The organism is Streptomyces sp. NBC_01439, assembly GCF_036227605.1.
GTDB lineage: Bacteria > Actinomycetota > Actinomycetes > Streptomycetales > Streptomycetaceae > Streptomyces.
Genome location: NZ_CP109487.1, coordinates 3,976,336 through 3,998,063 on the forward strand (window position 1 = coordinate 3,976,336; position 21,728 = coordinate 3,998,063).

A 21,728-nucleotide genomic window follows, 5' to 3' on the forward strand; every position below is an offset into this window, starting at 1 on the left:
GAAGGGTTCAGGAACGGAAGTGCGACGGCCCTCCGCCCCGGCAGGGGCGAAGGGCCGTCGGTACGGCTATCTCAGGTGGCCGGGCCCGAAGGCCTGCGGCAGCATCGCCGCCAGCGGGAGGATCCCGTCCGGGGTCTCCACCAGCAGTTCGTCACCGCCGAATTCGTAGAGCAGCTGGCGGCAGCGGCCGCACGGGACGAGGATCTCGCCCTTGCCGTCCACGCAGGTGAAGTGCGTGAGGCGGCCGCCGCCGGTGGCCTGGAGGGAGGAGACCAGTCCGCACTCGGCGCACAGGCCCAGCCCGTAGCTGGCGTTCTCGACGTTGCAGCCGGTCACGACGCGGCCGTCGTCCACCAGGGCGGCCACCCCGACCGGGAAGCCCGAGTACGGGGCGTACGCCCGGGTCATCGCTTCCCGGGCGGACGTCCGCAGGGCTTCCCAGTCCACCGTCGGGTCCGGGGTCACTTACCCTCGCCCTTGCGGTAGCGCATGCCGTCCGCCTTGGGCATCCGCAGCCGCTGCGCGGAGAGCGACAGCACCAGCAGGGTCACGATGTACGGGGTGGCACTGACGAACTCGACCGGGACGCTCTCCGTGCCGAGGTACCAGATGAACACGCCGACACCGATGACGATGGCGATCGAAGAGGTGATCCAGCGCTTCTTGTACGCCTTCCAGGCCGCGATCGCGACGAGGACCGCGAACAGCAGCAGGAGCAGCGCGTGCACGGACTGGCCGCCGCTGCGCAGCTGCAGGGCGTCGGCGAAGCCGAACAGGCCGGCACCCATCGCGAGGCCGCCCGGCCGCCAGTTGCCGAAGATCATCGCCGCGAGGCCGATGTAACCGCGGCCGCCGGTCTGGCCCTCGTTGTAGATGTGCGAGGTGACCAGCGACAGGTAGGCGCCGCCGAGGCCGGCCAGACCGCCGGAGACGATCACCGCGATGTACTTGTACTTGTAGACGTTGACGCCCAGCGACTCGGCCGCGATCGGGTTCTCGCCGCAGGAGCGCAGCCGCAGACCGAACGCCGTCTTCCACAGCACGAAGAACGTGCCGATGATGAGGGCCACGGCGACGATCGTCAGCAGCGAGAGGTTGGTGACCAGGCCGCCGAGGATGCCCGCGACGTCCGAGACGACGAACCAGTGGTGCTTCTCGATGTCGGCCAGCCAATCGGACAGGCCCGGCACGCTGAACGAGGTGATGCTGTCGGCCGGCGGCGACTGCTTCGGGCTGCCGCCCGCGGCGGCGGCCGCACCGGTGTTGAACCACAGCTTGGCGAAGTAGGTGGTGAGACCGACGGCCAGGATGTTGATCGCGATGCCGGAGATGATGTGGTCGACGCCGAAGGTGACGGTGGCGACGGCGTGCAGCAGGCCGCCGAACATGCCGCCCAGGACGCCGACGAGGACGCCGAGCCAGGGGCTGGTCTGCCAGCCGGCCCAGGCGCCGAAGAAGGTGCCGAGGATCATCATGCCCTCGAGGCCGATGTTGACCACGCCCGCGCGCTCGGCCCACAGACCGCCGAGACCGGCCATGCCGATCGGCACGGCCAGCGAGAGGGCCGCACTGATCTGGCCCGACGAGGTCAGGTCCTGCGCTCCGGTGATGGCGCGCACGGCGGAGAGCGCGACGAGCGCGCCCGCGATGATCAGCAGGATCACCGGGAGGGAGAGCCGGGTGCGGCCGCCCTTGCCACCGGCCGCCTTGGGGGCGGCGGGCGGCGGGGTGGAAGTCGCCGTGGCGGTCACGCCGACACCTCCGTCTGGTCGTTGGAACGGGCCTGGGCGGCGAGCTTCTCGCCGACCTGTCGCTGCTGGCGCTTGAGGCCGTAGCGGCGCACGAGTTCGTAGGCGATGACGACACAGAGGACGATGACGCCCTGCATGACGCCGACGATCTCCCGGTCGTAGTTCTCGAACTCCAGCTTCTGGCCGCCGCGCTCCAGGAAGGCCCAGAGGATCGCGGCGAGCGCGATGCCGATCGGGTGGTTGCGGCCGAGCAGGGCGATGGCGATGCCGAGGAAGCCGATGCCGAGGGGGAAGTCGCCGCCGAACTCGTACGAGTCGTTGAGCAGCGTCGGCATGCCGATCAGACCGGCCATGGCGCCGGAGATGAGCATGGCCGTGATGACCATCTTCTTGACGTTGACACCGCTGGCGGCGGCGGCCGTGTCGGACTGGCCGACGGTGCGCAGGTCGAAACCGAAGCGGGTGCGGGCCAGCGTGAACCAGTACCCGACACCGGCGATCACCGCGACCACGACGAAGCCGTAGATCGGGGTCGGCGCGGTCGGGATGTCGAAGAAGTGCGAGGAGTCCGGCAGCGGGGTCGTGGCGACCTTGGTGCCGGCCGCGTCCAGGTGGCCGAGGCGGCCGGGCTGGAGGAGGTAGCCGATGATCGCGGTCGCGATCATGTTCAGCATGATCGTGGAGACGACCTCGCTGACGCCCCGGGTGACCTTGAGGACACCCGCGATGCCGGCCCACATGGCGCCGACGATCATCGCGGTGAGGATGATCAGCGGGATCTGCACGATGCCCGGCAGGGCCAGCGCGCCACCCACGGCGGCGGCGAAGAAGGCCGCGAGACGGTACTGGCCGTCGACACCGATGTTGAACAGGTTCATGCGGAAGCCGACGGCCACCGCGATACCCGCCAGGTAGTACGGCGTCGCCTTGTTGATGATGTAGACCTGGCTGTCCGACTTCACGCCGTATTCGAACATGATCCCGAAGGCGCTGAACGGCTCCTTGCCGGTCGCGGCCAGGATCAGGGCGGTGATCAGGAACGCGGCGACGATCGCGAGCAGCGGGGCCGCGATGCCCAGGAGCAGCCGCTCCTTGTCGATCTTCTTCATCGGGCCTCGTCCTCCGGGCCGTCGGTGCCCTCAGGGCTCTCTTCGTGCTCAAGGTGTCCGGCGGCGGCACCGGTCATGGCCGATCCGAGCTCCTCCGGGGTGATGGTCGCCGGGTCGGCGTCCGCGACCAGCCGGCCGCGGTACATCACGCGCAGGGTGTCGGAGAGGCCGATCAGCTCGTCCAGGTCCGCGGAGATCAGCAGCACCGCCAGGCCTTCGCGGCGCGCCTCGCGGATCTGGTCCCAGATCTGCGCCTGCGCACCGACGTCCACGCCCCGGGTGGGGTGCGCGGCGATCAGCAGCTTCGGGTTGTGGCTCATCTCGCGACCGACGATCAGCTTCTGCTGGTTGCCGCCGGAGAGCGACGCCGCAGTGACGTCGATGCCGGGCGTGCGGACGTCGTACTCCCGCACGATCCGCTCGGTGTCCTTGCGGGCGGCCCTCAGGTCGAGGATCGGTCCCCGGGAGTTCGGCTTCTCGGTGACGTGACCGAGGATGCGGTTCTCCCAGAGGGGGGCCTCCAGGAGCAGGCCGTGCCGGTGGCGGTCCTCGGGAATGCAGCCGATGCCGTCCTCGCGGCGCTTGCGGGTCGGCGCGGTGGAGATGTCGTTGCCGTCGAGGGTGACCACGCCCTGGCCGGGGTGGCGCATTCCCATGATCGAGTCGACGAGCTCGGACTGGCCGTTGCCCTCCACGCCGGCGATGCCCAGGACCTCGCCCTTGTGGATGGTGAAGGTGATGCCGTCGAGGACCGCGCGGACGACTCCGTCGGGGTCGACGGCGCTCAGCGACAGCCCGTCGACCGTGAGCATCGGGACGTCCGTCACCGTCGACTCGCGGGTCTCCGGGGAGGGCAGCTCGGCGCCGACCATCAGCTCGGCGAGCTGCTTGGTCGTGATGTTCGCCGGGTCCGCCGTACCGACCGTCGTGCCGCGCCGGATGACGGTGATGTCGTCGGCGACCGACAGGACCTCGCCCAGCTTGTGCGAGATGAAGATGACGGTGAGGCCCTCGGCCTTGAGCTCGCGGAGGTTGTCGAAGAGCGCGTCGACCTCCTGCGGGACCAGGACCGCGGTGGGCTCGTCGAGGATCAGCGTCCGGGCACCGCGGAACAGGACCTTGAGGATCTCCACACGCTGCCTGTCGGCCACACCGAGGTCCTCGACGAGGACGTCCGGGCGGACGCCCAGTCCGTACGCGTCCGAGATTTCCTTGATCTTGGCGCGGGCCTTGTCGCCGATGCCGTACAGCTTCTCGGAGCCGAGGACGACGTTCTCGAGGACGGTGAGGTAGTCCGCGAGCATGAAGTGCTGGTGCACCATGCCGACGCCGCGGTCGATGGCGTCGCCGGGGTCGTTGAAGACGACCTGCTCGCCGTCGACCGTGATGGTCCCCTCGTCCGGCTTCTGCATGCCGTAGAGGATCTTCATCAAGGTCGACTTGCCCGCGCCGTTCTCGCCCACGAGGGCGTGCACGGTGCCGCGGCGCACGGTGATGTCGATGTCGTGGTTGGCCACGACTCCGGGAAAACGCTTGGTGATGCCGCGGAGTTCTACGGCGTTGGGACTTGAGGCTTTGATGGCGCACTCTCCAAGGAAGGGAGCGTGGGAGGACGAGGCTGGACGGGGCTCGAACGAGGCGAGGAACGGGCAGAAACGCGGGCGCTGGTGGCGAAAGCTACCGTGCGACCAGACATGCTACGCGCGTAGCATTGGCAAAAATGTTCAACTGCCCGCATGCGTACACGGAAAGGGGCCCGGAGTGTCGGCCGAAGCCGTTCCGGGCCCCCAGTGTGACCCGTGTCAGAGGGTCGTGGCGACCTTGATCTGGCCGTCGACGATCTTCTTCTTGGCCTCGTCCAGCTGGGCCTGGATGTCCTTCAGGTGGTCACCCGTGGTCGTCAGCGAGACACCGTTCTCGGCGAGCGAGTAGGCGTGCGTGCCGGTCATCGGCTTGCCGTCCTGGACGGACTTGACGAGCTCGAAGACACCGGTGTCGACGTTCTTGACGACCGAGGTCAGGATGGAGCCGGCGTACTTGGACAGGGCCGGGTCCTTGGCCTGGTCCGAGTCGACGCCGATCGCCCACGCGCCCGGCTTGGCGGCGACGGCCTCGATGGCGCCGGCGCCGGAGCCGCCCGCGGCCGAGTAGACGACGTCGATGCCCTTGTCGAGCATGCCCTTGGCAGCGGCCTTGCCCTTGTCCGGGGCACCGAAGCCGGACATGTCCGTACCGGTGGACAGGTACTGGATCTGCACGTTGGCCTCGGGCTTGGTGTCCTTGACACCCTGCTGGAAGCCGGCGGCGAACTTCTTGATCAGGGGGATGTCCACACCACCGATGAAGCCGATCTGGCCGTCCTTGGACTTCAGCGCGGCAGCGACACCGGCGAGGTAGGAACCCTGCTCCTCGGTGAAGACGATCGAGGAGACGTTCGGCTTCTCGGAGACGGAGTCGACGAGACCGAAGGTGGTCTTCGGGTACTTGGCCGCGGCCTTCTCGAGCGCGTCCTTGTAGGCGAAGCCGACACCGATGACGGGGTTGTAGCCGCCCTCGGCGAGGGAGACGAGACGCTGCTCGCGGTCGGCCGGCGTCTCACCGGTCTTGGCGGTGAGCTCCTTGGTCTCGACACCGAGGTCCGCCTTGGCCTTGTCCAGGCCACGCGCGGCGGAGTCGTTGAAGGAGTTGTCGCCACGGCCGCCGACGTCGTAGGCCATGCCGACCTTGACCTTGCCGTTGCCGTCGCCGGAGCCGGAGCTCTCGGTGGACGACTCACCGCAGGCGGTGGCGGAGAGGGCGAGAGCCGCAGTCACGATGGACGCGGAGACGATCTTAGATACCCGGCGCAAGAGGAGGGTCCCTTCGAGACTGACCGAAAGCGCCTCTTCCGGCGCTGGTTTCGCGGCGATCGTAACGCGCGTAGATGTCAGTTAAAGGCCCGTTCATCAGTCGTTATCGGATCGTCGCGAACCGGACAGTGACCGATCAGTGACGCCCGTACGCCCAGCCCTTGCGTCCCAAGGGCTGGACTCGCCTGCGCAACAGATCGTCGACGGTGTACCGAACCGGACCGCCGTACCGCGAATGCGGGCATTTACACGCTCGGATACGAGCACGGGCGCATCTGATCCGCCGCTGAGCCGGCTCCTTCCCGGCCGCAGTGTTCCAGTGCTGCGCACCGACGGGAAGGCGTGGCTCGCACCCACCGGAGGGGCCGGGCGATGACGGCCCGGCCCCTCTTCGGTCAACGGTCGCCGACGGGCCTCGCGCGACGTCCGTCGAGCAGCGCGGCGGCCGTGAAGAACTCCACGCCGATGCCGATCGCGGACTCGTCCACGTCGAAGTCGCCCCGGTGCAGGTCGCGCTTGGCGGTGTCACCGGGCGCACGGACCCCCAGCCGGGCCATCGCGCCCGGAACGTGCTCCAGGTACCAAGAGAAGTCCTCCCCGCCCAGGCTCTGCTCGGTGTCTTCGACGGACTCCGCTCCGCAGCGGGCCCCCATCGCCTCGCGCAGCAGCTCGGTGATCACCGGGTCGTTGACCACCGGGGGCACCCCGCGCACGTGGTTGATCTCGAACTTGGCCCCGTGCATGGTCGCGATCTCGTCGATCGCGGCGTGGATCATGTCCGGCGCCTCGTGCCAGGCGTTCAGGTCCAGGCAGCGCACCGTTCCCGAGAGCTCGGCGTGCATCGGGATGACGTTGCAGGCGTGCCCGGCCTCGATCCGGCCCCAGGTGACGGACATGCCCGAGCGGGCGTCCATCCGGCGGGCCAGCAGGGCCGGGGCGTCGACGGCCACCCGGGCGGCGGCCGTCACCAGGTCGGTGGTCAGGTGCGGCCGCGCGGTGTGACCGCCGGGGCCGGAGAGGGTGACCTCCAGCCGGTCGCAGGCGGAGGTGATGGGGCCGGCCCGCAGCCCGATGCGGCCCGCGTCGACGCGGGGGTCGCAGTGCACGGCGACGATCCGCCCGACCCCGTCCAGGACCCCGGACTCGATGGCGTCGGTGGCTCCGCCCGGGAGCACCTCTTCGGCGGGCTGGAAGAGCAGCCGGACGGGGCGGGGCAGCAGGCCCTGCCGGTCGAGTTCGGCGAGGACCAGGCCGGCGCCGAGGACGACCGTGGTGTGCACGTCGTGGCCGCAGGCGTGGGCGCGGTCGGCGAAGGTCGAGCGGTACGGGACGTGCGTCTTGGCATCGGGAATGGGCAGGGCGTCGATGTCCGCGCGCAGGGCCAGCATCGGCCGGCCCCCGTCCCAGGTGCCCACGTCACAGATCAGGCCCGTACCGGACTTCAGCACCCGTGGTCGCAGGCCGGCTTTCTCCAACCGGGCCTTGATCGCCGCGGTGGTACGGAATTCCTGGTGTCCGAGCTCCGGGTGCATGTGCAAGTCCCGGCGGAAGGCGATCAGTTCGGTACGCAGGTGGTCCGGAAGCTTGCCGGGCAGCTCGGGCCGGTCGGACGCGGCGGGCTGGGCGGTCTGGGACTCGCGGGACATCAACTGGTTCACCCGTTGAAGGGTAGGCCCACGGACGGGTCAACTGGCCGGGGATCACGAAAAGTTCATGCCGTTAGGGGAAAGAAACCCGGCCTCTGGACGCATGACCGGATGCACCCGGGGGTAAACTCGCGCGCTCATCCGGCCGTGGGAGCCGCCTGGGCAGGCAGTCTGCGCACATCACGGGCGGTGTCGGTGACCCCCGCGAGGAAGCTGCGGGCGCGCGGGGAGGCGGACCCGGTGAGCCAGGCGGGATCCACCTCGCACACCGCGACCGTGACACCGGTACCGGTCAGGGCGTACGGCAGGGTGTGGACGACGGTGGACGGAAAGCTGACGATCGTCCGGCCGACGGGCCCGCGCCGGGCGATCAGTTCCAGCGGCAGGTCCGGGCGCACGATCTCCAGTCCCGTCGCCCGGCTCAGGGCGCGCAGCTTCTCCGGGGACTCGCGGCGGTGGGCGAAGTAGCGGGTGGCTCCGTGTTCCAGGGTCAGGGCGCGCACCGCGTCCAGATAGCGGTCCGGGTCCACCACCCCGGTCTCCACGAGCGAGGTGCCAACCAGGTCGGTGCCCTTGGTCAGCCGGGGCGGGCCGAACCGGGCGCGGGTCCAGGCGAAGTCGTTGACGCGCAGCGTCATCCCGCCGTGGGCGGTGACGGGCATCGAGCTGAACACCTCGACGCGGTGGCCGCGGTGTGCGGCCGGGGTGAAGCGGCGGCGCGCGGTCGCCGAGACGGGTGCGTACGCCAGCTCGCGGACCCGGCCGGGCAGTCCGCCGCCGCCGACCCGGTGCCACCGTACGAGGCGTTCGCCGCGGGCGGTCTGGGCCATGAACTCCATGGTGGCGGTGCCGTCGTCGACCACCACGAGCTCCTCGGCGCGCACCAGGGTGAGCAGCAGCTGGACGTAGCGCGAGAAGGGGTCTCCGACGACGACCGTACGCGCGGCGCGCACGTCGCGCGCCAGCGCGGTGAGCGCCTTCAGCGGCGCGAACCGGCTCCCGCGCGCCTCCTGCCACCGGACCTCGTGTCCCTCGTCCCGCGCCAGCGCGGCCACCCGGCGCAGCTGGCCGCGGGACATCGGGTCGGTGGGCGGCAGGACGACGATCCGCAGGGGTGACGCCTCGCCGCCCGGCCGGGGGGCGGCGCCGGGTGGGTCCCCGCCGTCGCCGCGGCGGCCCCGCTGGCGCGGGACGCCGTCCAGCTGCGGCTGCCCTCCGGGCCGTGCGTACGCCCACTCCAGCACGTTCAGGAGCTGGACCGGACTCTCGACGAACGCCAGGGTGGGGGCGGAGGGGCTGGAGGGGGTCACCACGTGCTCCTTGTCGGGGGACGGAACGCGTACGCGCCAGGCGGCGGGGCTCAGACGGCTGCCAGCTCGCCCCGGACGCGGCGGAGCTTCTTCATGGGGCCGAGCTCGGACTCGTAGACGCGCTTGACGCCGTCGCCGAGGGCGGTCTCGATGGTGCGGATGTCGCGGACGAGACGGGTGAGGCCGCCGGGCTCGACGGAGGCGGCCTGGTCGGAGCCCCACATCGCGCGGTCGAGGGTGATGTGGCGCTCGACGAAGGTGGCGCCGAGGGCGACGGCGGCGAGGGTGGTCTGCAGGCCCGTCTCGTGGCCGGAGTAGCCGATCGGGACGTTCGGGTACTCCTCCCGGAGGGTGTTGATCACCCGCAGGTTGAGCTCCTCAGCCTTGGCCGGGTACGTCGAAGTGGCGTGACAGAGAAGGATGTTGGCGCTGCCGAGGACCTCGACCGCGTGACGGATCTGCTGCGGTGTGGACATGCCGGTGGACAGGACGACGGTGCGGCCGGTGGCGCGCAGGGCGCGCAGCAGCTCGTCGTCGGTGAGGGAGGCGGAGGCCACCTTGTGGGCGGGGACGTCGAACTTCTCCAGGAAGGCGACGGCCTCGGTGTCCCACGGGGAGGCGAACCAGTCGATGCCGCGCTTGGCACAGTGATCGTCGATGGCGCGGTACTCGTCCTCGCCGAACTCGACCTTGTGGCGGTAGTCGATGTAGGTCATCCGGCCCCAGGGGGTGTCGCGTTCGATGTCCCACTGGTCGCGCGGGGTGCAGATCTCCGGGGTGCGCTTCTGGAACTTCACGGCGTCGCAGCCGGCTTCGGCGGCGGCGTCGATGAGGGCGAAGGCGTTGCCGAGGTCGCCGTTGTGGTTGATGCCGATCTCACCGACGACGTAGACGGGGCGGCCGGGGCCGGCGGTGCGGGGGCCGAAGCTGCGCAGGCGGGAGTCGGGGGTGGTCGTCATGGCAGGAGGCGTCCTTCGGTGCGGGGGTGTACGGGGCGTACGGGGCGTGGGCTGCGGGTCGGGGTGTGCGTCCGGATCCGGGACGGGCCGTTCGGGGTGTGCGTCGGGGCGCGGGTCGAGCAGGGGGGCGAGCAGTCGGGCGCGGGCCAGGTCGTGCGGGTCGTCGATCTCCAGGACGCGCGCGGGGTCGGTGGCGACGGGGAGGGTGCGGCCGAAGAACCGGTGCCGGGCGCTGCGGAAGCCCGCGGCGTCCATGGCGTAGGCGGCGCCCGTCTCCAGCAGGTCCTGCGACCGGTCCTGGCGCCGGGGGCGGTGCGCCGCGTCGTGGTTGACGCCGGCCCCGCAGCCGTCGGCCCCCTCCCGCCAGAGGAACCCGTGGAACGGGGCCACCGTCAGGGCCGAGTCGGCCGACCCGGAGGCGACGGCCACGGCGACCGACTCGACGTCGGAGGTGGCGAGGAAGGGGCTGGTGCACTGGACGAGGAGGACCACGTCCACGACGAGGGAGTGCAGTTCTTCGAAGGCGGCGAGCGCGTGCAGGACCGCGGCCTCGCTGCTCGCGGTGTCGCCGGAGATCGCGGTGGGGCGGGCGATGACGTCGGCCCCGGCGGCGCGGGCGGCGGCGGCGATCGCCTCGGAGTCGGTGGAGACCACCACGTCGGTGACGGTCGGTGCGGCCCGGCAGGCCAGGACGGCGCGGGCGACGAGCGGGGTGCCGGCGACCTCGGCGAGGTTCTTGCCGGGGACCCCCTTGGAGCCGCCGCGGGCCGGGATGACGGCGAGGACCCTCACAGCTCCCCCAACCTGCGGATCACCGGGGCCACGCGCTGCACGCCGTGCCGGTAGGCCCCGCGGGCGGCCTCGCGCAGGTGGCCGCGGAGCCTGCGGCGCAGCCGGGACTCCCCCGCGGCCGGGCGCACCGCGCCGGGCAGCGGGGTGCCGTCGGGTGCGAGGTGGTGGCGGGCGAGGATCCCGGGGAGGTATCCGGGTGCGGTGGTGCGCGTGTAGTAGGGGGCGGGCGAGGGCAGCCGGGCGGCGGCGAGCAGTCCGGCGACCTTGGCCCGGGCGACGGCGTGGGCGTCCGCGCCCGTGGCCGCGCCCCCACCCGTGTCCGCGGCGGGCAGGACGCCCTGCGCCGCCAACCAGGCCGGGTCGCCCACCGGGAGGAGACCGGAGTCGATCTGGTCCCAGGAGGCCAGGCAGCCGGAGCCGAGGAAGTGGTGGTTGCCGAGGGCCTCGCGGATGCCGAGGTCGGTGAGGACGGCCGTCGGGATGGACCGGTGCAGGGATTCCAGGGCGGCCGTGGAGGAGACGGTGACGAGCAGGTCGGCGCCGTCCAGGACCTCGCCCATGTTCCCGTACACCAGGCGGCAATTGGCGGGCAGTCCGCCCGGAACCTTCTCGGCGAGCCGCTGGTACGGCTGCTCCTCCAGGTGCGTGGTGTGTTCCCCGGGCTTGCTGCGCAGCTTGATCAGCACGTCCCGCTCGGGGTGCAGCCGGGCGTGTCCGACGGCCCGTTCCAGCAGGTAGGCGCGGTCGGCGCGGCTGTCAGGCACGGAGGGCTGAACGGCGAAGACCACCGTGCGGGCGCGGCTGACGGCCGGCTCGTACGGCGCTCCGCCCAGGAAGGGCAGGGCGGTCTCGGTGACGGCGGCGGCGTCCGCGCCGACGCCCTCGTACACGGCGCGGAACCGCTGCGCGTCGTGGCGGGAGTTGGCGAGGACGAGGTCGGCGCCGTGGCGCAGCAGCAGCCCGTCGGCGAGCTTCTCGTATACGACTCCGACGTATCCGGTGACGAGGACGGGGCGCCGGGCGGGGGCGGGCCACAGGGCGCGGGCCCCGTGCAGGACGGCCTGGACGGCCCCGCCGACGAGCGCGAGGACGACCACGTCGTAGCGCTCGCGTTCGATCTCGGCGAGGAACTCGGCGCAGGTCACCTCGGAGAGCCGGTCGGCCCGCACCCCCACCTCGCCGAGCTGGCGCGCGGTGGGCGTGGCCCGGCCGCGCAGCAGGAATCCGGTGAGTTGGTGGTCGGGTACGAGACGGCGGGCGGTGAGTGCGCCCCATTTCCATCGCGTATCGGAATCGGCGAGTACGGCGACGCGTTTGCGTTCTGGCACGCGGCAGAAGCTATTCCGCGATTTCGGTGATCGGCCCAACGACCGCACAACAGCGGGTTAACAACGCGTCGACTAAATGCGAAAGCGCACGGGTTAACTCGCCCGCCCCGCGCCGTTCACATGGATTCCGCGTACGGGCCACAGTGAATGACGGGCGGCGCCCTAATGTCTCGCAGGTGCCCAAGCTCTCTGTTGTCGTGCCGTTCTACAACGTGCAGACGTACGCACCGGACGCCCTGAGGAGTCTCGAACTCAATGCCCGGGAGGATTTCGAGTTCCTGCTCGTCGACGACTGCTCGACGGACGGGACGCCCGACCTGCTGGAACGGGCGGCGCGCGAGCTGCCGGGGGCGGTGCACCTCAGACACGAGCGCAACGGCGGCCTGGCCACCGCGCGGAACACCGGCCTGGACGCGGCCCGCGGCGAGTACCTGACCTTCTTGGACGGGGACGACTGGCTGGCGCCCGGCCACCTGGCCCGGACCTTGGCCGCCATAGAGTCCCTGAGCTGCGATTTCGTCCGTACCGACCATGTGCGGTGCACCGGCCGCACGCGGAGCGTGCAGCGCGTCCCCTACGGCCCGCAATCGGTGGTCGCCGCGCCGCGCGCCGCGATCCTGCCCGCCGACCGGGCCACCTCGGTGGACTATCCGTACGCCTGGGCCGGGATGTACCACCGGCGGCTGCTGGACCGCGGGGTGCTGCACTTCACCGACGGGCTGCGGACCGCGGAGGACCGGCCGTGGATCTGGCGGCTGCACCGGGAGGCGGAGTCGTTCGCCGCGGTCGGGCTGCCCGGTATCTTCTATCGGCGCGGGGTTTCCACTTCGTTGACGCAGGTGGGGGACGAACGGCAGCTCGATTTCATCCGCGCATTCGATCAAGTGCTCGCGGAGGTCATCGCCGATCGAGAATGCGATCGACTGCTCCCGAAAGCCGTCCGAACCTATTGTGCAATTATCGCCCACCATTTCGGGTCCATCGAAAGGTTCGAGCCGGACGTGGCCAAGAAACTCCGTCTCATGAGCTCGGCCGCGCTCGGCCGCATGCCGCAGGACGTACTGGACCAGGCCCTGGACTCGATGGACGTCGAACGCTCCACCGTGCTGCGCCGCCTGCGCACCGGCCGCCGCCCCGCCCCGTCGGGAGCGGGTGCCCGATGACCACCCAGATCTTCCTGGCCTCCACCCTCTACGGTGCGGCCACGCTCGCGGCGGGAATCGACGCGGGATCCTTCCCGCCCGCCGGCCGCCGCATCCTGCTGACCAGCAACCACGCCGTCACGGCCGAGGTCACCCCGGGGGTCACGGACATGCCGGGCTTCGCCGCCCTGCGCCCCCGCTTCGACGAGGTCCTCGACTGGAACCGCGTCATCGAGCCGCAGCACCCGAGCACCTGGGCCCCGCGCGCGGAGGACGTCCCGATCTGGGAGCGGCAGCTGCGCACGCTGTGGAACCTGGGCGAGGACCGGGTCGAGCTGATCGTGGAGTCCCTCCAGGTCCCGCCGGCCCAGAGCCTGTGCCGGCTCTTCCCGGGCGCGGCCGTCGACGTCTACGCCGACGGGCTCATGAGCTACGGACCCACCCGCTTCCGCCTCGACCCCCAGCTCGGGATGCGGGTGCGGCGGGTGCTCCACCTGGACCTGGTGCCCGGGCTGGAGCCGCTGCTGCTGACGGAGTTCGGGGTGCGGGTGGAACTGGTGCCGACGCAGCCGTTCCTCAAGGTCCTCGCGGAGCTCGCCGATGCCACCGCGGACGGGGCACCCTGGCCCACCGACCCTCCGGCCCTCCTGCTGGGCCAGTACCTCTCCGCGCTCGACCTGATGACCCTGGCCGAGGAGGAGGAGCTGCACGTGTCGATGGTCCGGGGCGCGCACGCCCTCGGCCACCGGGAGCTGGTCTTCAAACCGCACCCCGGCGCCCCGGCCGCGTACTGGCGCCGGGCCGAGGAGGAGGCCGAGCGGCTCGGCGCCCGGCTGACCGTGATCGCCGCCCCGGTCCTGGCCGAGACCCTCTACCAGCGGCTGCGCCCCGCGCTGGTCGTCGGCTGCTTCTCCACCGGGCTGCTGACCGCCGCCACGCTGTACGGGCTCCCCGTCGCCCGGACCGGCACCGACGCGGTGCTGGCCGCCCTGACCCCGTACCCGAACAGCAACCGGGTCCCGCTGGCCCTGGTGGACGCGCTGCTTCCGGACCTCGCGGACGCCGGGGCCGTCCGCGCCTGGACGCCACCGACCCCCGAGCAGGTCCGGGCGGAGCCGGCCGCGCTGCTCACCGCCGTCGGGTTCACCATGCAGCCGCAGATCCTGGCCGCCCGCCGCCCGGCGGCCGAGGCCTACCTGGCCAAGCGCCTGACCCCGCACACCTGGCGGTACTTCACGCGCCGCCGGCTGACCGCGCTCGGCCTGCCGGGCGGCATCCCGGCGCAGCTGTCGTTCCTGCCGCGCAGCCGGGCGGTGCGCCGGGCCGTGCGGCGGATGGGATGGCTGCGCCGGGTCATCAGCTGACGGCGAGCTTGGCCGCGAAGCCGAGGAAGAGCACGCCCGCCGCCGAGGTGGCCCCGGCCGACAGCCGCTTGCGGCGCCGGAAGGCCGCCGAGAGGCGGGTCCCGCCGAAGATCAGCATCGTCAGGTACAGGAAGCTGCCCGTCTGCAGCAGACCGCCCAGCAGCAGGAAGGACAGCGCCGGGTAGGCGTAGGACGGGTCCACGAACTGCACGAAGAAGGACATCAGGAAGAGGATGGCCTTCGGGTTGAGGAGGCTGATCAGCAGCGCCCTCCGGTAGGGCCGCTCGTTCTCGGCCGGATCGGCGGGGACGGCGGCCTCCGCCTCGGCCCGCTCGGCGCGCGTGCGCCACAGCGCCCAGGCACCCCGCATCATCCCCACGGCCAGCCAGGCCAGGTACCCGGCGCCGAGGAACTTCACCACGGTGAACACCAGTGGGCTCGCCCGCAGCAGCGCCCCGGCGCCCACGGCGGTCAGCAGCATGAGCACGGCATCGCCGGTGAACACCCCGGCGGCGGCCTTGTACCCGGTGCGCACCCCACGGCGAGCGGCCACGGAGAGCACGTAGAGGGAGTTCGGCCCCGGCAGCAAAATGATCAGCACCAGGCCGGCGAGATAAGTCGGAAGATCTGTCACACCCAGCATGCGCAGGAGTGTCCCATAGGGTTGCACCTGTCGCGCCAGTGTGTTTCACCAGGTGGAACCGGTGGGCTCGTAGGTGCCCCACACCTCCCGCAGCGCCCCGCACACCTCCCCCACCGTGGCCCGGGCGCGCAGCGCCTCCTTCATCGGGTAGAGCACGTTCGCCGTCCCCGCCGCCGCCTCCTTCAGGGCCGCGAGCGCCGCCGCCACCGCCGCCCCGTCGCGCTCCGCCCGCAGCCGGGCCAGCGCCGCGCACTGCCGCGCCTCGATCGCCGGGTCCACGCGCAGCGGCTCGTACGGTTCCTCGTGTTCCAGCGCGAAGCGGTTGACCCCGACCACCACCCGCTCCCCGTTCTCGGTCTCCTGCGCGATGCGGTAGGCGTTCCGCTCGATCTCGGCCTTCTGGAACCCGGCCTCGATCGCGGCGACCGCCCCGCCCCGGTCCTCGATCCGGCGCATCAGCGCGAGCGCCGCCGCCTCCAGTTCGTCCGTCATCCGCTCCACCGCGTACGACCCGGCGAAGGGGTCCACGGTGTGCGGCACGTCCGTCTCGTGCGCGAGGACCTGCTGGGTGCGCAGCGCGAGGCGGGCGGACTTCTCGGTCGGGAGCGCGATCGCCTCGTCGAAGGAGTTGGTGTGCAGCGACTGGGTGCCGCCGAGGACGGCGGCCAGGGCCTGTACGGCCACCCGTACGAGGTTCAGTTCCGGCTGCTGCGCGGTGAGCTGGACCCCCGCGGTCTGGGTGTGGAAGCGCAGCATCAGCGACTTCGGGTCCCGAGCCCCGAACTCCTCCCGCATGACGCGGGCCCAGATCCGCCGGGCCGCGCGGAACTTCGCGACCTCCTCCAGCAGGGTGGTGCGGGCGACGAAGAAGAAGGAGAGCCGGGGCGCGAACGCGTCGACCTCCATCCCGGCCGCCAGGGCCGTCCGGACGTAGGCGATGCCGTCTGCGAGGGTGAAGGCCACCTCCTGCGCGGGCGAGGCGCCGGCTTCGGCCATGTGGTAGCCGGAGATGGAGATCGTGTTCCAGCGGGGGATCTCGGCGCGGCAGTAGCGGAAGGTGTCGGCCGTCAGTCGTAGCGAGGGGCCGGGCGGGAAGATGTACGTCCCGCGCGCGATGTACTCCTTCAGTACGTCGTTCTGGACCGTCCCCGTCAGTTGCGTGCCCGAGATGCCCTGTTCCTCCGCCACCAGTTGGTAGAGCAGCAGGAGCAGCGCGGCGGGCGCGTTGATCGTCATCGAGGTGGAGACCCGGTCGAGGGGGATCCCGTCGAACAGCGTCCGCATGTCGTCGAGCGAATCGACGGCGACGCCGACCTTGCCGACCTCGCCCTGCGCGAGGGGGGCGTCGGAGTCGTGCCCCATCTGGGTCGGCAGGTCGAAGGCGACGGACAGCCCGGTGCCGCCGCCCTCGATGAGCTGCCGGTAGCGGGCGTTGGACTCGGTGGCCGTGCCGAAGCCGGCGTACTGCCGCATCGTCCACGGCCGACCGGTGTACATGTTCGGATAAATCCCCCGCGTGTAGGGGAAGTCGCCGGGCTGCCCGAGCTCGGCCGCCGGGTCCCACCCCGTCAGGTCATCGGGCCCGTAGACGGGTTCGATGGGGATTCCGCTCTCGGTGTGTGCCATGTGACGCAGTCCTCCGTCGAGCAAGCGGGCCCGGGACCGGCGGGACCTCCCCGAGCCCCCGCTGGGGCGCCCCCAGCCGCGCATCGCTTCGCAAGGCTGCGGACGGCTGCCGGTCACAATGGCGCAACATCCCGGAGCCGAGCGCAACTGTCCACGCACGCGGAGCATCACCTAGATACACGACGTAGAAACCGGGGGGACTGCAATGCAGCGCCAGAGAGTCATAATCCGCACGATCGGGGTGGCAACCGCCGTCGCACTCGCCGCGACCGCCTGCGGATCGCAGAAGACGGAGCCCGTCGCCTCCGCCTCCTCGGTTCCGTCCTCGCCCACGGCGGGCAGCTCCCCCGAAGCGTCCCCCTCCACCGACAACAAGCCCGGCGAGGCCTCGGCGTCCCCGTCCGCCTCCGCCTCCGCCTCCTCCTCCGCGTCGGCCTCCCCCTCCTCCTCCCCTTCGCCGTCGGTGAAGCAGATCATGGCCAACGGCGACGAGAACGAGCAGGTGCGCGAGCTCCAGGCCCGGCTGCGCCAGCTCAAGCTGATGTCGGTCGCACCGACCGGCTTCTACGGTTCCAAGACGACCGCCGCGGTCAAGTCCTTCCAGTCGAAGCACGGGCTGAACGCGACCGGCTCGGTCGACGAGGCCAGCTGGAAGAAGATCCAGAGCGACAGCAAGAAGCCCACCGCCGACGAGCTGCGTCCGTCGACCGTCAACGAGGTCGACGCCCCGGACCCGCGCTGCATGCAGGGCCGCGTCATGTGCATCAGCAAGGAGAGCCGCACGCTCGCCTGGATGATCGACGGCAAGGTCGTCTCGACGATGGACGTGCGCTTCGGCTCCGAGAACACCCCGACCCGCGAGGGCGTGTTCGACGTGGGCTGGAAGGCCAAGGAGTGGACGTCGACGATCTACCACACGCCGATGCCGTACGCGATGTTCTTCAGCGGCGGCCAGGCGGTGCACTTCTCGGCCGACTTCGCGGCCCGCGGCTACAACGGGGCCTCGCACGGCTGTGTGAACGTCCGGGACAAGGGGAAGCTCTCGGCGCTGTTCGACCAGGTGCGGGTCGGCGACAAGGTCGTCGTCTACTGGTGATGCCCGCCGGGGCGGGGGGGCGGGACCGCCGTCCGGTCCCGCGGTGCCCGAGACCGTGCCCGAGGCCGCACCCGCGCCCGGGCCCGCGACGGACAGGAAGCAAGCGAAAAGCCCGAGGCATCGCCTCGGGCTTCTTCGGTTCCCGGTCCGAACGTAATGGGCGCGGGCAGGGCCGGGGGAACGTGCCCCGCCCGCGCCGGTTGCGCAGAGCCCAGGGGTACGGGGGGAACCCCGGCTCATGCGCGGCCGATGACCAGTCGGCTCGATATGTACTGCGCCACCGGTTCGAAAAGTGTTACAGGCAGGTCAGCACATGCATCAACGGCCGGTGCGCAGGTCGACCGAACCCCGCGGAATCGCCGGCGTCAGGGTCGGCGCCCTGAGCGTCCCGCCCTCCAGGGTGCCGCTGCGCTTGCCGCCGGAGCTCCCGTCGTCGAGCACCGACTTGCAGTAGTCCGGGATCCGGGTGAGGCCGTTGGCCAGGCGCGAGAGCCGCTCGCGGCGGGTCTCGTCGAGCCGGCCCGCTTTGAACTCCGTGCAGAGGTCAGCGACCTTGAGACGGTTCTCGCCTTCGCGGTCCCGGTCCTTGCCGGCCGTGTCGCCGCCACCGAAGGTGTCCCGGTCGCCGTCCTTGCTGCCCGTACTGCCCGTGCCGCCCGAGGCCGCCGCGCCGCTCTGGAGGTCCTTGCCCGAGCCGGTCGTCGCCGACGAGCCCGAGGAGGTGCCGTCGCCCGCGCCGGTCCCGGGCGTCGCGGCAGGCCCGTCCGTACCGGGCGGCTGCGCCGTACCGGGGGCGTGCGTCGGATTCGAGCCACTCGGCAGTGAGGTGGGCGTGGGCTTCGGACTGGCGCTCGGAGCTCCGCTGCCGATGCCCAGGGCCGGGTCCTCGCCGGCACTCACGGACATCGCCGGACCGGGTCCCGCGCTGTCGTGCCGGGACCGCTCCAGCAGCCCGGCGCCCGCCGCGGCGGCCAGTCCGCCGACGGCGACACTGGCCAGGGCCGCCGCCAGGCCGAAGCTCACGGCCCGGCCGCGCCGGGGCGCGGGCGGAGGCACGATGCGGCCGAGGTCGACCAGGGGTTCGGCGGACACGGCCGTCACGGGAAACGCCCCGGAAGGAATCGCGGACGGGCGCGCGCCGCCGCGCGCCGTACGGAAGGCGGCCACCGCCGCGTCCTCACCGGGCAGTTCCGTGCCCGCGGGCAGCGGACCTTTCACGCCACCGAGGGCGTCCAGGGCGGCACGCAGCCGCGCGGCCTCGTTCCGGGCACGCTGATCGGCGGCCGGCCCCACAGGTTCCACCGGTTCGCCGCGCAGCAGTTTTTCCGCAGCGGCTTCGTCCAGCCACCTGTTGCGCTCGTCGGCCATCACATGTCCTTCTGCGTCCGCCAACGTGAATCCGTCACACCGGTTTGTTCTACGAAGCCCCCGCTCCGGCCACGCTGCGCGGGTACGGCGTCGAGATCCCTCCCGCCCCCGCCGCCCCATGCCTGGCCACGGGCATTATGGCCGACCGTCGGAGCCGGATCCGATCCGGTGTCCGGGTCCGGTTCGAAGCCACCCTCCGTACCGAGCAGCTCGGCCAGCTTCTTCAGGCCCCGGTGGGCCGCGGTCCGTACGGCACCGGGCCGCTTGCCCAGGGTCTCGGCCGCGCTCTTGGCGTCCAGCCCGACCACGACGCGCAGGACGACGGCCTCGGCCTGGTCCTGCGGCAGCTGCGCGATGAGCGCCATGGTGCGCCCGGTGTCGAGGGACTCCATGGCCGCGCCCGCGGTGTCGCACTCGGCGGCCCAACTCGTCAGCTCGGTGTCGTCGCCGCCGATGGCGGGGCGGCGGCCGCGCATGCGGATGTGGTCGAGGGCGCGGTTGCGGGCGATGCGGGCCGCCCAGCCGCGGAAGCGGTCGGCGTCGCCCGTGAAGGAGTCGAGGTCGCGGGCGATCTGCAGCCAGGCTTCCGAGGTCACGTCCTCCGCGTCGCCGTCCCCGACGAGCGTGCGTACGTATCCCAGCAGCCGTGGGTGCACGGCGCGGTACACAGCACGGAACGCGTTCTCGTCGCCGTCCTGTGCCGCGAGCACCGCGGCGGTCAGCTCCGCGTCGTCCCCCAGCAAAGTCCCCAACCCGTTCACTGTCCTGTACGTGTGGCGCAAATCAGCACGTTACGGCTTTCAAGCACCTCTCGTCCACGAGTGATACAACGCGCAACCAATCCTGTGCGGAGCGAGGTGTGACAGAAAACGCACCCGAGGCGCTGACAGGGGTACGGGCTTGTCGCACGAGCCCGTGACGGACGGCGACCGGGGCCTCTCCTGTGGGGGGTGGCGGCCTCGGTCGCCCTCCCCTTCCCGGGGCCCTCACCCTGCCCGTCCGTGGCGCTCACGTCATCCTTTCGACTCACTTCCGGGTGAAATCCCCGAATCGGTACGACACACCCTGCCCTGCGTCGATAGCGTGGCGGTACACCCCCGCCGCGCCCCGAGGAGCCCCCTGCTGTCCAGCCACCTTCCGGCACAGGCCCCAGGGCGCACCTCCCGGACCGGATCCACGGGAAGCTCCGCCCCTCCTCACGGATTCGGACTGGCCCGGTTCAACGCCCTGTCCCCCGAAGCCGCCCGGGCCGTCCTGCTGCACTGCTGCGGAAGCCGCCGCTGGGCGCACCGGGTGGCGGCGCACCGCCCCTACCCGGACTCCGCGACCCTGCTCGCCGCCGCCGACGAGGCCTCGTACGACCTCTCGCAGGGCGACCTGACCGAGGCCCTGGCCGCGGAGTGCTCGGCGGAGCTGGACCACGGGGCTCCGTACGCCGCCCTGCTGGCCCTCGACGCGGCCCACGCGGAGTACGAACGAAAGTTCGGCCACGCCTTCGTGATCTGCCTCGACGGGCACCCGCCGGAGGAGCAGGCCGACCAGTTGCTGGGCGCGATCCGCCGCAGGATGGGCCACGAGGTCGACGAGGAGCGCTCGATCTCCGCTGACGAGCTGCGTCGTGTCGCTCAGGCCCGGCTCCGGGATCTGACACGCTGGCTGACCTCTCCGGATGGGCTGACTGCCACGGAAATCGGGCTATTCGCCCCTGTGGGATAGCCCGTACGTGCCTGTTTGATCACACCGATGGACCCCGCGCAAGGGAACCGACAAAGCGTCGCTACGATGTCCGGGGCCGGAGGACCGTACCCGGCCGGGCCCGACCGACAAAGAAGCCGGCTGGCCCCCGCCCCGCTTCCGGAGGGTTTTCCGTGCCGGCTGGAACGTTGTACCGCGGCCGGGAAGGAATGTGGTCCTGGGTGGCTCATCGAGTCACCGGCGTCCTCATCTTCTTCTTCCTGTTCGTACACGTCCTCGACACCGCTCTCGTCCGCGTCTCCCCCGAGGCGTACGACGATGTCGTGGCTACCTACAAGACTCCGATCGTCGCGCTGCTGGAGTACGGCCTCGTCGCCGCCATCCTGTTCCACGCGCTCAACGGTCTCCGTGTCATCGCCGTGGACTTCTGGTCCAAGGGCCCGCGCTACCAGAAGCAGATGCTCTGGACCGTCGTGGGCATCTGGGTCGTGATGATGGCCCTGGCCCTGTACCCCGTACTGGGCCACGCCTACCTTGAACTGTTCGGGAAGTGACACGCATGTCTTCTGACACTTCTTTCGAAAAGGGCGTCGGCGACGTGGAGGGCGTTTCCCTCTACGACGTGGACAACCCGGCGCCTTACATCGAGGCCCCGCGCAAGCGGACCGGCAAGACCCCGCGCTCGACCCGCGGCAACTTCGAGATGGTCGCGTGGCTCTTCATGCGCCTCTCGGGCATCGTGCTCGTCGTCCTGGTCATCGGCCACCTCGTGATCCAGCTGGTGCTCGACGGCGGCGTGTCCAAGATCGGCTTCGCCTTCGTGGCCGGCCGCTGGGCCTCCCCGTTCTGGCAGGTCTGGGACCTGCTGATGCTGTGGCTGGCCATGCTGCACGGCGCCAACGGCCTGCGTACCGTCATCAACGACTACGCGGAGCGTGCCAACACGCGGCTGTGGCTGAAGGGCCTGCTCTACACCGCCACGGTGTTCACCATCCTTCTGGGCACGCTGGTGATCTTCACCTTCGACCCGAACATCCGCTAGGCAACGGG

The 21,728-nt window shown here is 71.2% G+C and carries 19 protein-coding genes and 1 pseudogene; 6 read left to right on the forward strand and 14 right to left on the reverse strand.

From position 1 onward, the window contains the following. Window positions 1-66: 66 nt before the first annotated feature. From OG207_RS17400 to OG207_RS17445, 10 genes and pseudogenes are all read right to left on the reverse strand, one after another. The gene (locus tag OG207_RS17400; protein ID WP_329099446.1) at window positions 67-465 is read right to left on the reverse strand and encodes a cytidine deaminase; all 399 of its coding nucleotides are present in this window, start codon (window positions 463-465) and stop codon (window positions 67-69) included. Continuing rightward, complete coding sequence (locus OG207_RS17405) at window positions 462-1,751, reverse strand: ABC transporter permease (RefSeq protein ID WP_329099447.1); 1,290 nt, start codon at window positions 1,749-1,751, stop codon at window positions 462-464. Before OG207_RS17405 ends, OG207_RS17400 begins: the two co-directional genes overlap by 4 nt. Next, on the reverse strand, window positions 1,748-2,860 hold the full coding sequence (locus OG207_RS17410) for an ABC transporter permease (protein ID WP_329099448.1): 1,113 nt from the start codon (window positions 2,858-2,860) through the stop codon (window positions 1,748-1,750). The genes OG207_RS17405 and OG207_RS17410 overlap by 4 nt, the downstream gene beginning before the upstream one ends. Beyond that, window positions 2,857-4,440, reverse strand: coding sequence for an ABC transporter ATP-binding protein (locus tag OG207_RS17415; RefSeq protein ID WP_329107702.1), 1,584 nt, complete (start codon window positions 4,438-4,440; stop codon window positions 2,857-2,859). Before OG207_RS17415 ends, OG207_RS17410 begins: the two co-directional genes overlap by 4 nt. Before the next feature lie 222 nt (window positions 4,441-4,662). After that, complete coding sequence (locus tag OG207_RS17420; protein ID WP_329099449.1) at window positions 4,663-5,709, reverse strand: BMP family lipoprotein; 1,047 nt, start codon at window positions 5,707-5,709, stop codon at window positions 4,663-4,665. A gap of 395 nt (window positions 5,710-6,104) precedes the next feature. Beyond that, entirely contained in the window at window positions 6,105-7,355 is a 1,251-nt protein-coding gene (locus OG207_RS17425) for an amidohydrolase (protein ID WP_329107704.1), read from the reverse strand. Between the two features lie 137 nt (window positions 7,356-7,492). Further along, window positions 7,493-8,665: a hypothetical protein gene (locus OG207_RS17430; protein WP_329099450.1), complete on the reverse strand. Its 1,173-nt coding sequence runs from the start codon at window positions 8,663-8,665 to the stop codon at window positions 7,493-7,495. Window positions 8,666-8,715: 50 nt separating this feature from the next. Continuing rightward, window positions 8,716-9,624: an N-acetylneuraminate synthase family protein gene (locus OG207_RS17435; RefSeq protein ID WP_329107706.1), complete on the reverse strand. Its 909-nt coding sequence runs from the start codon at window positions 9,622-9,624 to the stop codon at window positions 8,716-8,718. A gap of 420 nt (window positions 9,625-10,044) precedes the next feature. Next, window positions 10,045-10,416, reverse strand: a pseudogene (locus OG207_RS17440) (acylneuraminate cytidylyltransferase family protein); the annotation flags it as partial. Then, entirely contained in the window at window positions 10,413-11,744 is a 1,332-nt protein-coding gene (locus OG207_RS17445) for a DUF6716 putative glycosyltransferase (RefSeq protein ID WP_329099451.1), read from the reverse strand. The pseudogene OG207_RS17440 and the gene OG207_RS17445, both read right to left, overlap by 4 nt. Before the next feature lie 176 nt (window positions 11,745-11,920). Here OG207_RS17445 and OG207_RS17450 point away from each other — a divergent pair, with 176 nt between their 5' ends. Both OG207_RS17450 and OG207_RS17455 read left to right on the forward strand, forming a co-directional pair. Beyond that, the gene (locus tag OG207_RS17450; RefSeq protein ID WP_329099452.1) at window positions 11,921-12,907 is read left to right on the forward strand and encodes a glycosyltransferase family 2 protein; all 987 of its coding nucleotides are present in this window, start codon (window positions 11,921-11,923) and stop codon (window positions 12,905-12,907) included. Next, window positions 12,904-14,250 (forward strand): polysialyltransferase family glycosyltransferase, encoded by a 1,347-nt coding sequence (locus OG207_RS17455; protein WP_329099453.1) that lies wholly within the window; start codon window positions 12,904-12,906, stop codon window positions 14,248-14,250. The genes OG207_RS17450 and OG207_RS17455 overlap by 4 nt, the downstream gene beginning before the upstream one ends. On the opposite strand, the gene leuE is transcribed toward OG207_RS17455, so the two are convergent. Both leuE and OG207_RS17465 read right to left on the reverse strand, forming a co-directional pair. Continuing rightward, window positions 14,243-14,893, reverse strand: a complete 651-nt coding sequence (gene leuE / locus OG207_RS17460) for a leucine efflux protein LeuE (RefSeq protein WP_189733146.1) — start codon at window positions 14,891-14,893, stop codon at window positions 14,243-14,245. The genes OG207_RS17455 and leuE overlap by 8 nt on opposite strands. A gap of 45 nt (window positions 14,894-14,938) precedes the next feature. After that, on the reverse strand, window positions 14,939-16,519 hold the full coding sequence (locus tag OG207_RS17465) for an acyl-CoA mutase large subunit family protein (protein WP_329099454.1): 1,581 nt from the start codon (window positions 16,517-16,519) through the stop codon (window positions 14,939-14,941). A gap of 205 nt (window positions 16,520-16,724) precedes the next feature. On the opposite strand from OG207_RS17465, the gene OG207_RS17470 reads away from it, so the two are divergent. Further along, a complete protein-coding gene (locus OG207_RS17470) occupies window positions 16,725-17,615 on the forward strand; it encodes a L,D-transpeptidase family protein (RefSeq protein ID WP_402694062.1) in 891 nt (296 codons plus the stop codon). Window positions 17,616-17,933: 318 nt separating this feature from the next. On the opposite strand, the gene OG207_RS17475 is transcribed toward OG207_RS17470, so the two are convergent. Further along, window positions 17,934-18,983, reverse strand: a complete 1,050-nt coding sequence (locus OG207_RS17475) for a hypothetical protein (RefSeq protein WP_329099456.1) — start codon at window positions 18,981-18,983, stop codon at window positions 17,934-17,936. After that, complete coding sequence (locus OG207_RS17480) at window positions 18,983-19,726, reverse strand: RNA polymerase sigma factor (protein ID WP_329107709.1); 744 nt, start codon at window positions 19,724-19,726, stop codon at window positions 18,983-18,985. The genes OG207_RS17475 and OG207_RS17480 overlap by 1 nt, the downstream gene beginning before the upstream one ends. Window positions 19,727-20,066: 340 nt before the next feature. Between OG207_RS17480 and OG207_RS17485 the strand changes: the two genes are divergently transcribed. The 3 genes from OG207_RS17485 to OG207_RS17495 all read left to right on the forward strand — a co-directional run bounded on the left by OG207_RS17485 (window position 20,067) and on the right by OG207_RS17495 (window position 21,720). Further along, entirely contained in the window at window positions 20,067-20,699 is a 633-nt protein-coding gene (locus tag OG207_RS17485; RefSeq protein ID WP_329099457.1) for a 2-oxo-4-hydroxy-4-carboxy-5-ureidoimidazoline decarboxylase, read from the forward strand. A 152-nt stretch (window positions 20,700-20,851) separates the two neighbouring features. Further along, window positions 20,852-21,232: a succinate dehydrogenase, cytochrome b556 subunit gene (sdhC, locus tag OG207_RS17490; protein ID WP_329099458.1), complete on the forward strand. Its 381-nt coding sequence runs from the start codon at window positions 20,852-20,854 to the stop codon at window positions 21,230-21,232. A 5-nt stretch (window positions 21,233-21,237) separates the two neighbouring features. Then, window positions 21,238-21,720: a succinate dehydrogenase hydrophobic membrane anchor subunit gene (locus OG207_RS17495; protein ID WP_030010307.1), complete on the forward strand. Its 483-nt coding sequence runs from the start codon at window positions 21,238-21,240 to the stop codon at window positions 21,718-21,720. The last annotated feature ends 8 nt before the right edge of the window (window positions 21,721-21,728 follow it).

What these genes read in the sequence shown, in the direction of transcription:
- leuE (WP_189733146.1), bottom strand. Translation starts at nt 14,893, where the DNA reads ATGCTGGGTGTGACAGATCTTCCGACTTATCTCGCCGGCCTGGTGCTG.
- OG207_RS17435 (WP_329107706.1), bottom strand. Translation starts at nt 9,624, where the DNA reads ATGACGACCACCCCCGACTCCCGCCTGCGCAGCTTCGGCCCCCGCACC.
- OG207_RS17425 (WP_329107704.1), bottom strand. Translation starts at nt 7,355, where the DNA reads ATGTCCCGCGAGTCCCAGACCGCCCAGCCCGCCGCGTCCGACCGGCCC.
- OG207_RS17495 (WP_030010307.1), top strand. Translation starts at nt 21,238, where the DNA reads ATGTCTTCTGACACTTCTTTCGAAAAGGGCGTCGGCGACGTGGAGGGC.
- OG207_RS17475 (WP_329099456.1), bottom strand. Translation starts at nt 18,983, where the DNA reads ATGGCCGACGAGCGCAACAGGTGGCTGGACGAAGCCGCTGCGGAAAAA.
- OG207_RS17410 (WP_329099448.1), bottom strand. Translation starts at nt 2,860, where the DNA reads ATGAAGAAGATCGACAAGGAGCGGCTGCTCCTGGGCATCGCGGCCCCG.
- OG207_RS17465 (WP_329099454.1), bottom strand. Translation starts at nt 16,519, where the DNA reads ATGGCACACACCGAGAGCGGAATCCCCATCGAACCCGTCTACGGGCCC.
- OG207_RS17470 (WP_402694062.1), top strand. Translation starts at nt 16,725, where the DNA reads ATGCAGCGCCAGAGAGTCATAATCCGCACGATCGGGGTGGCAACCGCC.
- OG207_RS17455 (WP_329099453.1), top strand. Translation starts at nt 12,904, where the DNA reads ATGACCACCCAGATCTTCCTGGCCTCCACCCTCTACGGTGCGGCCACG.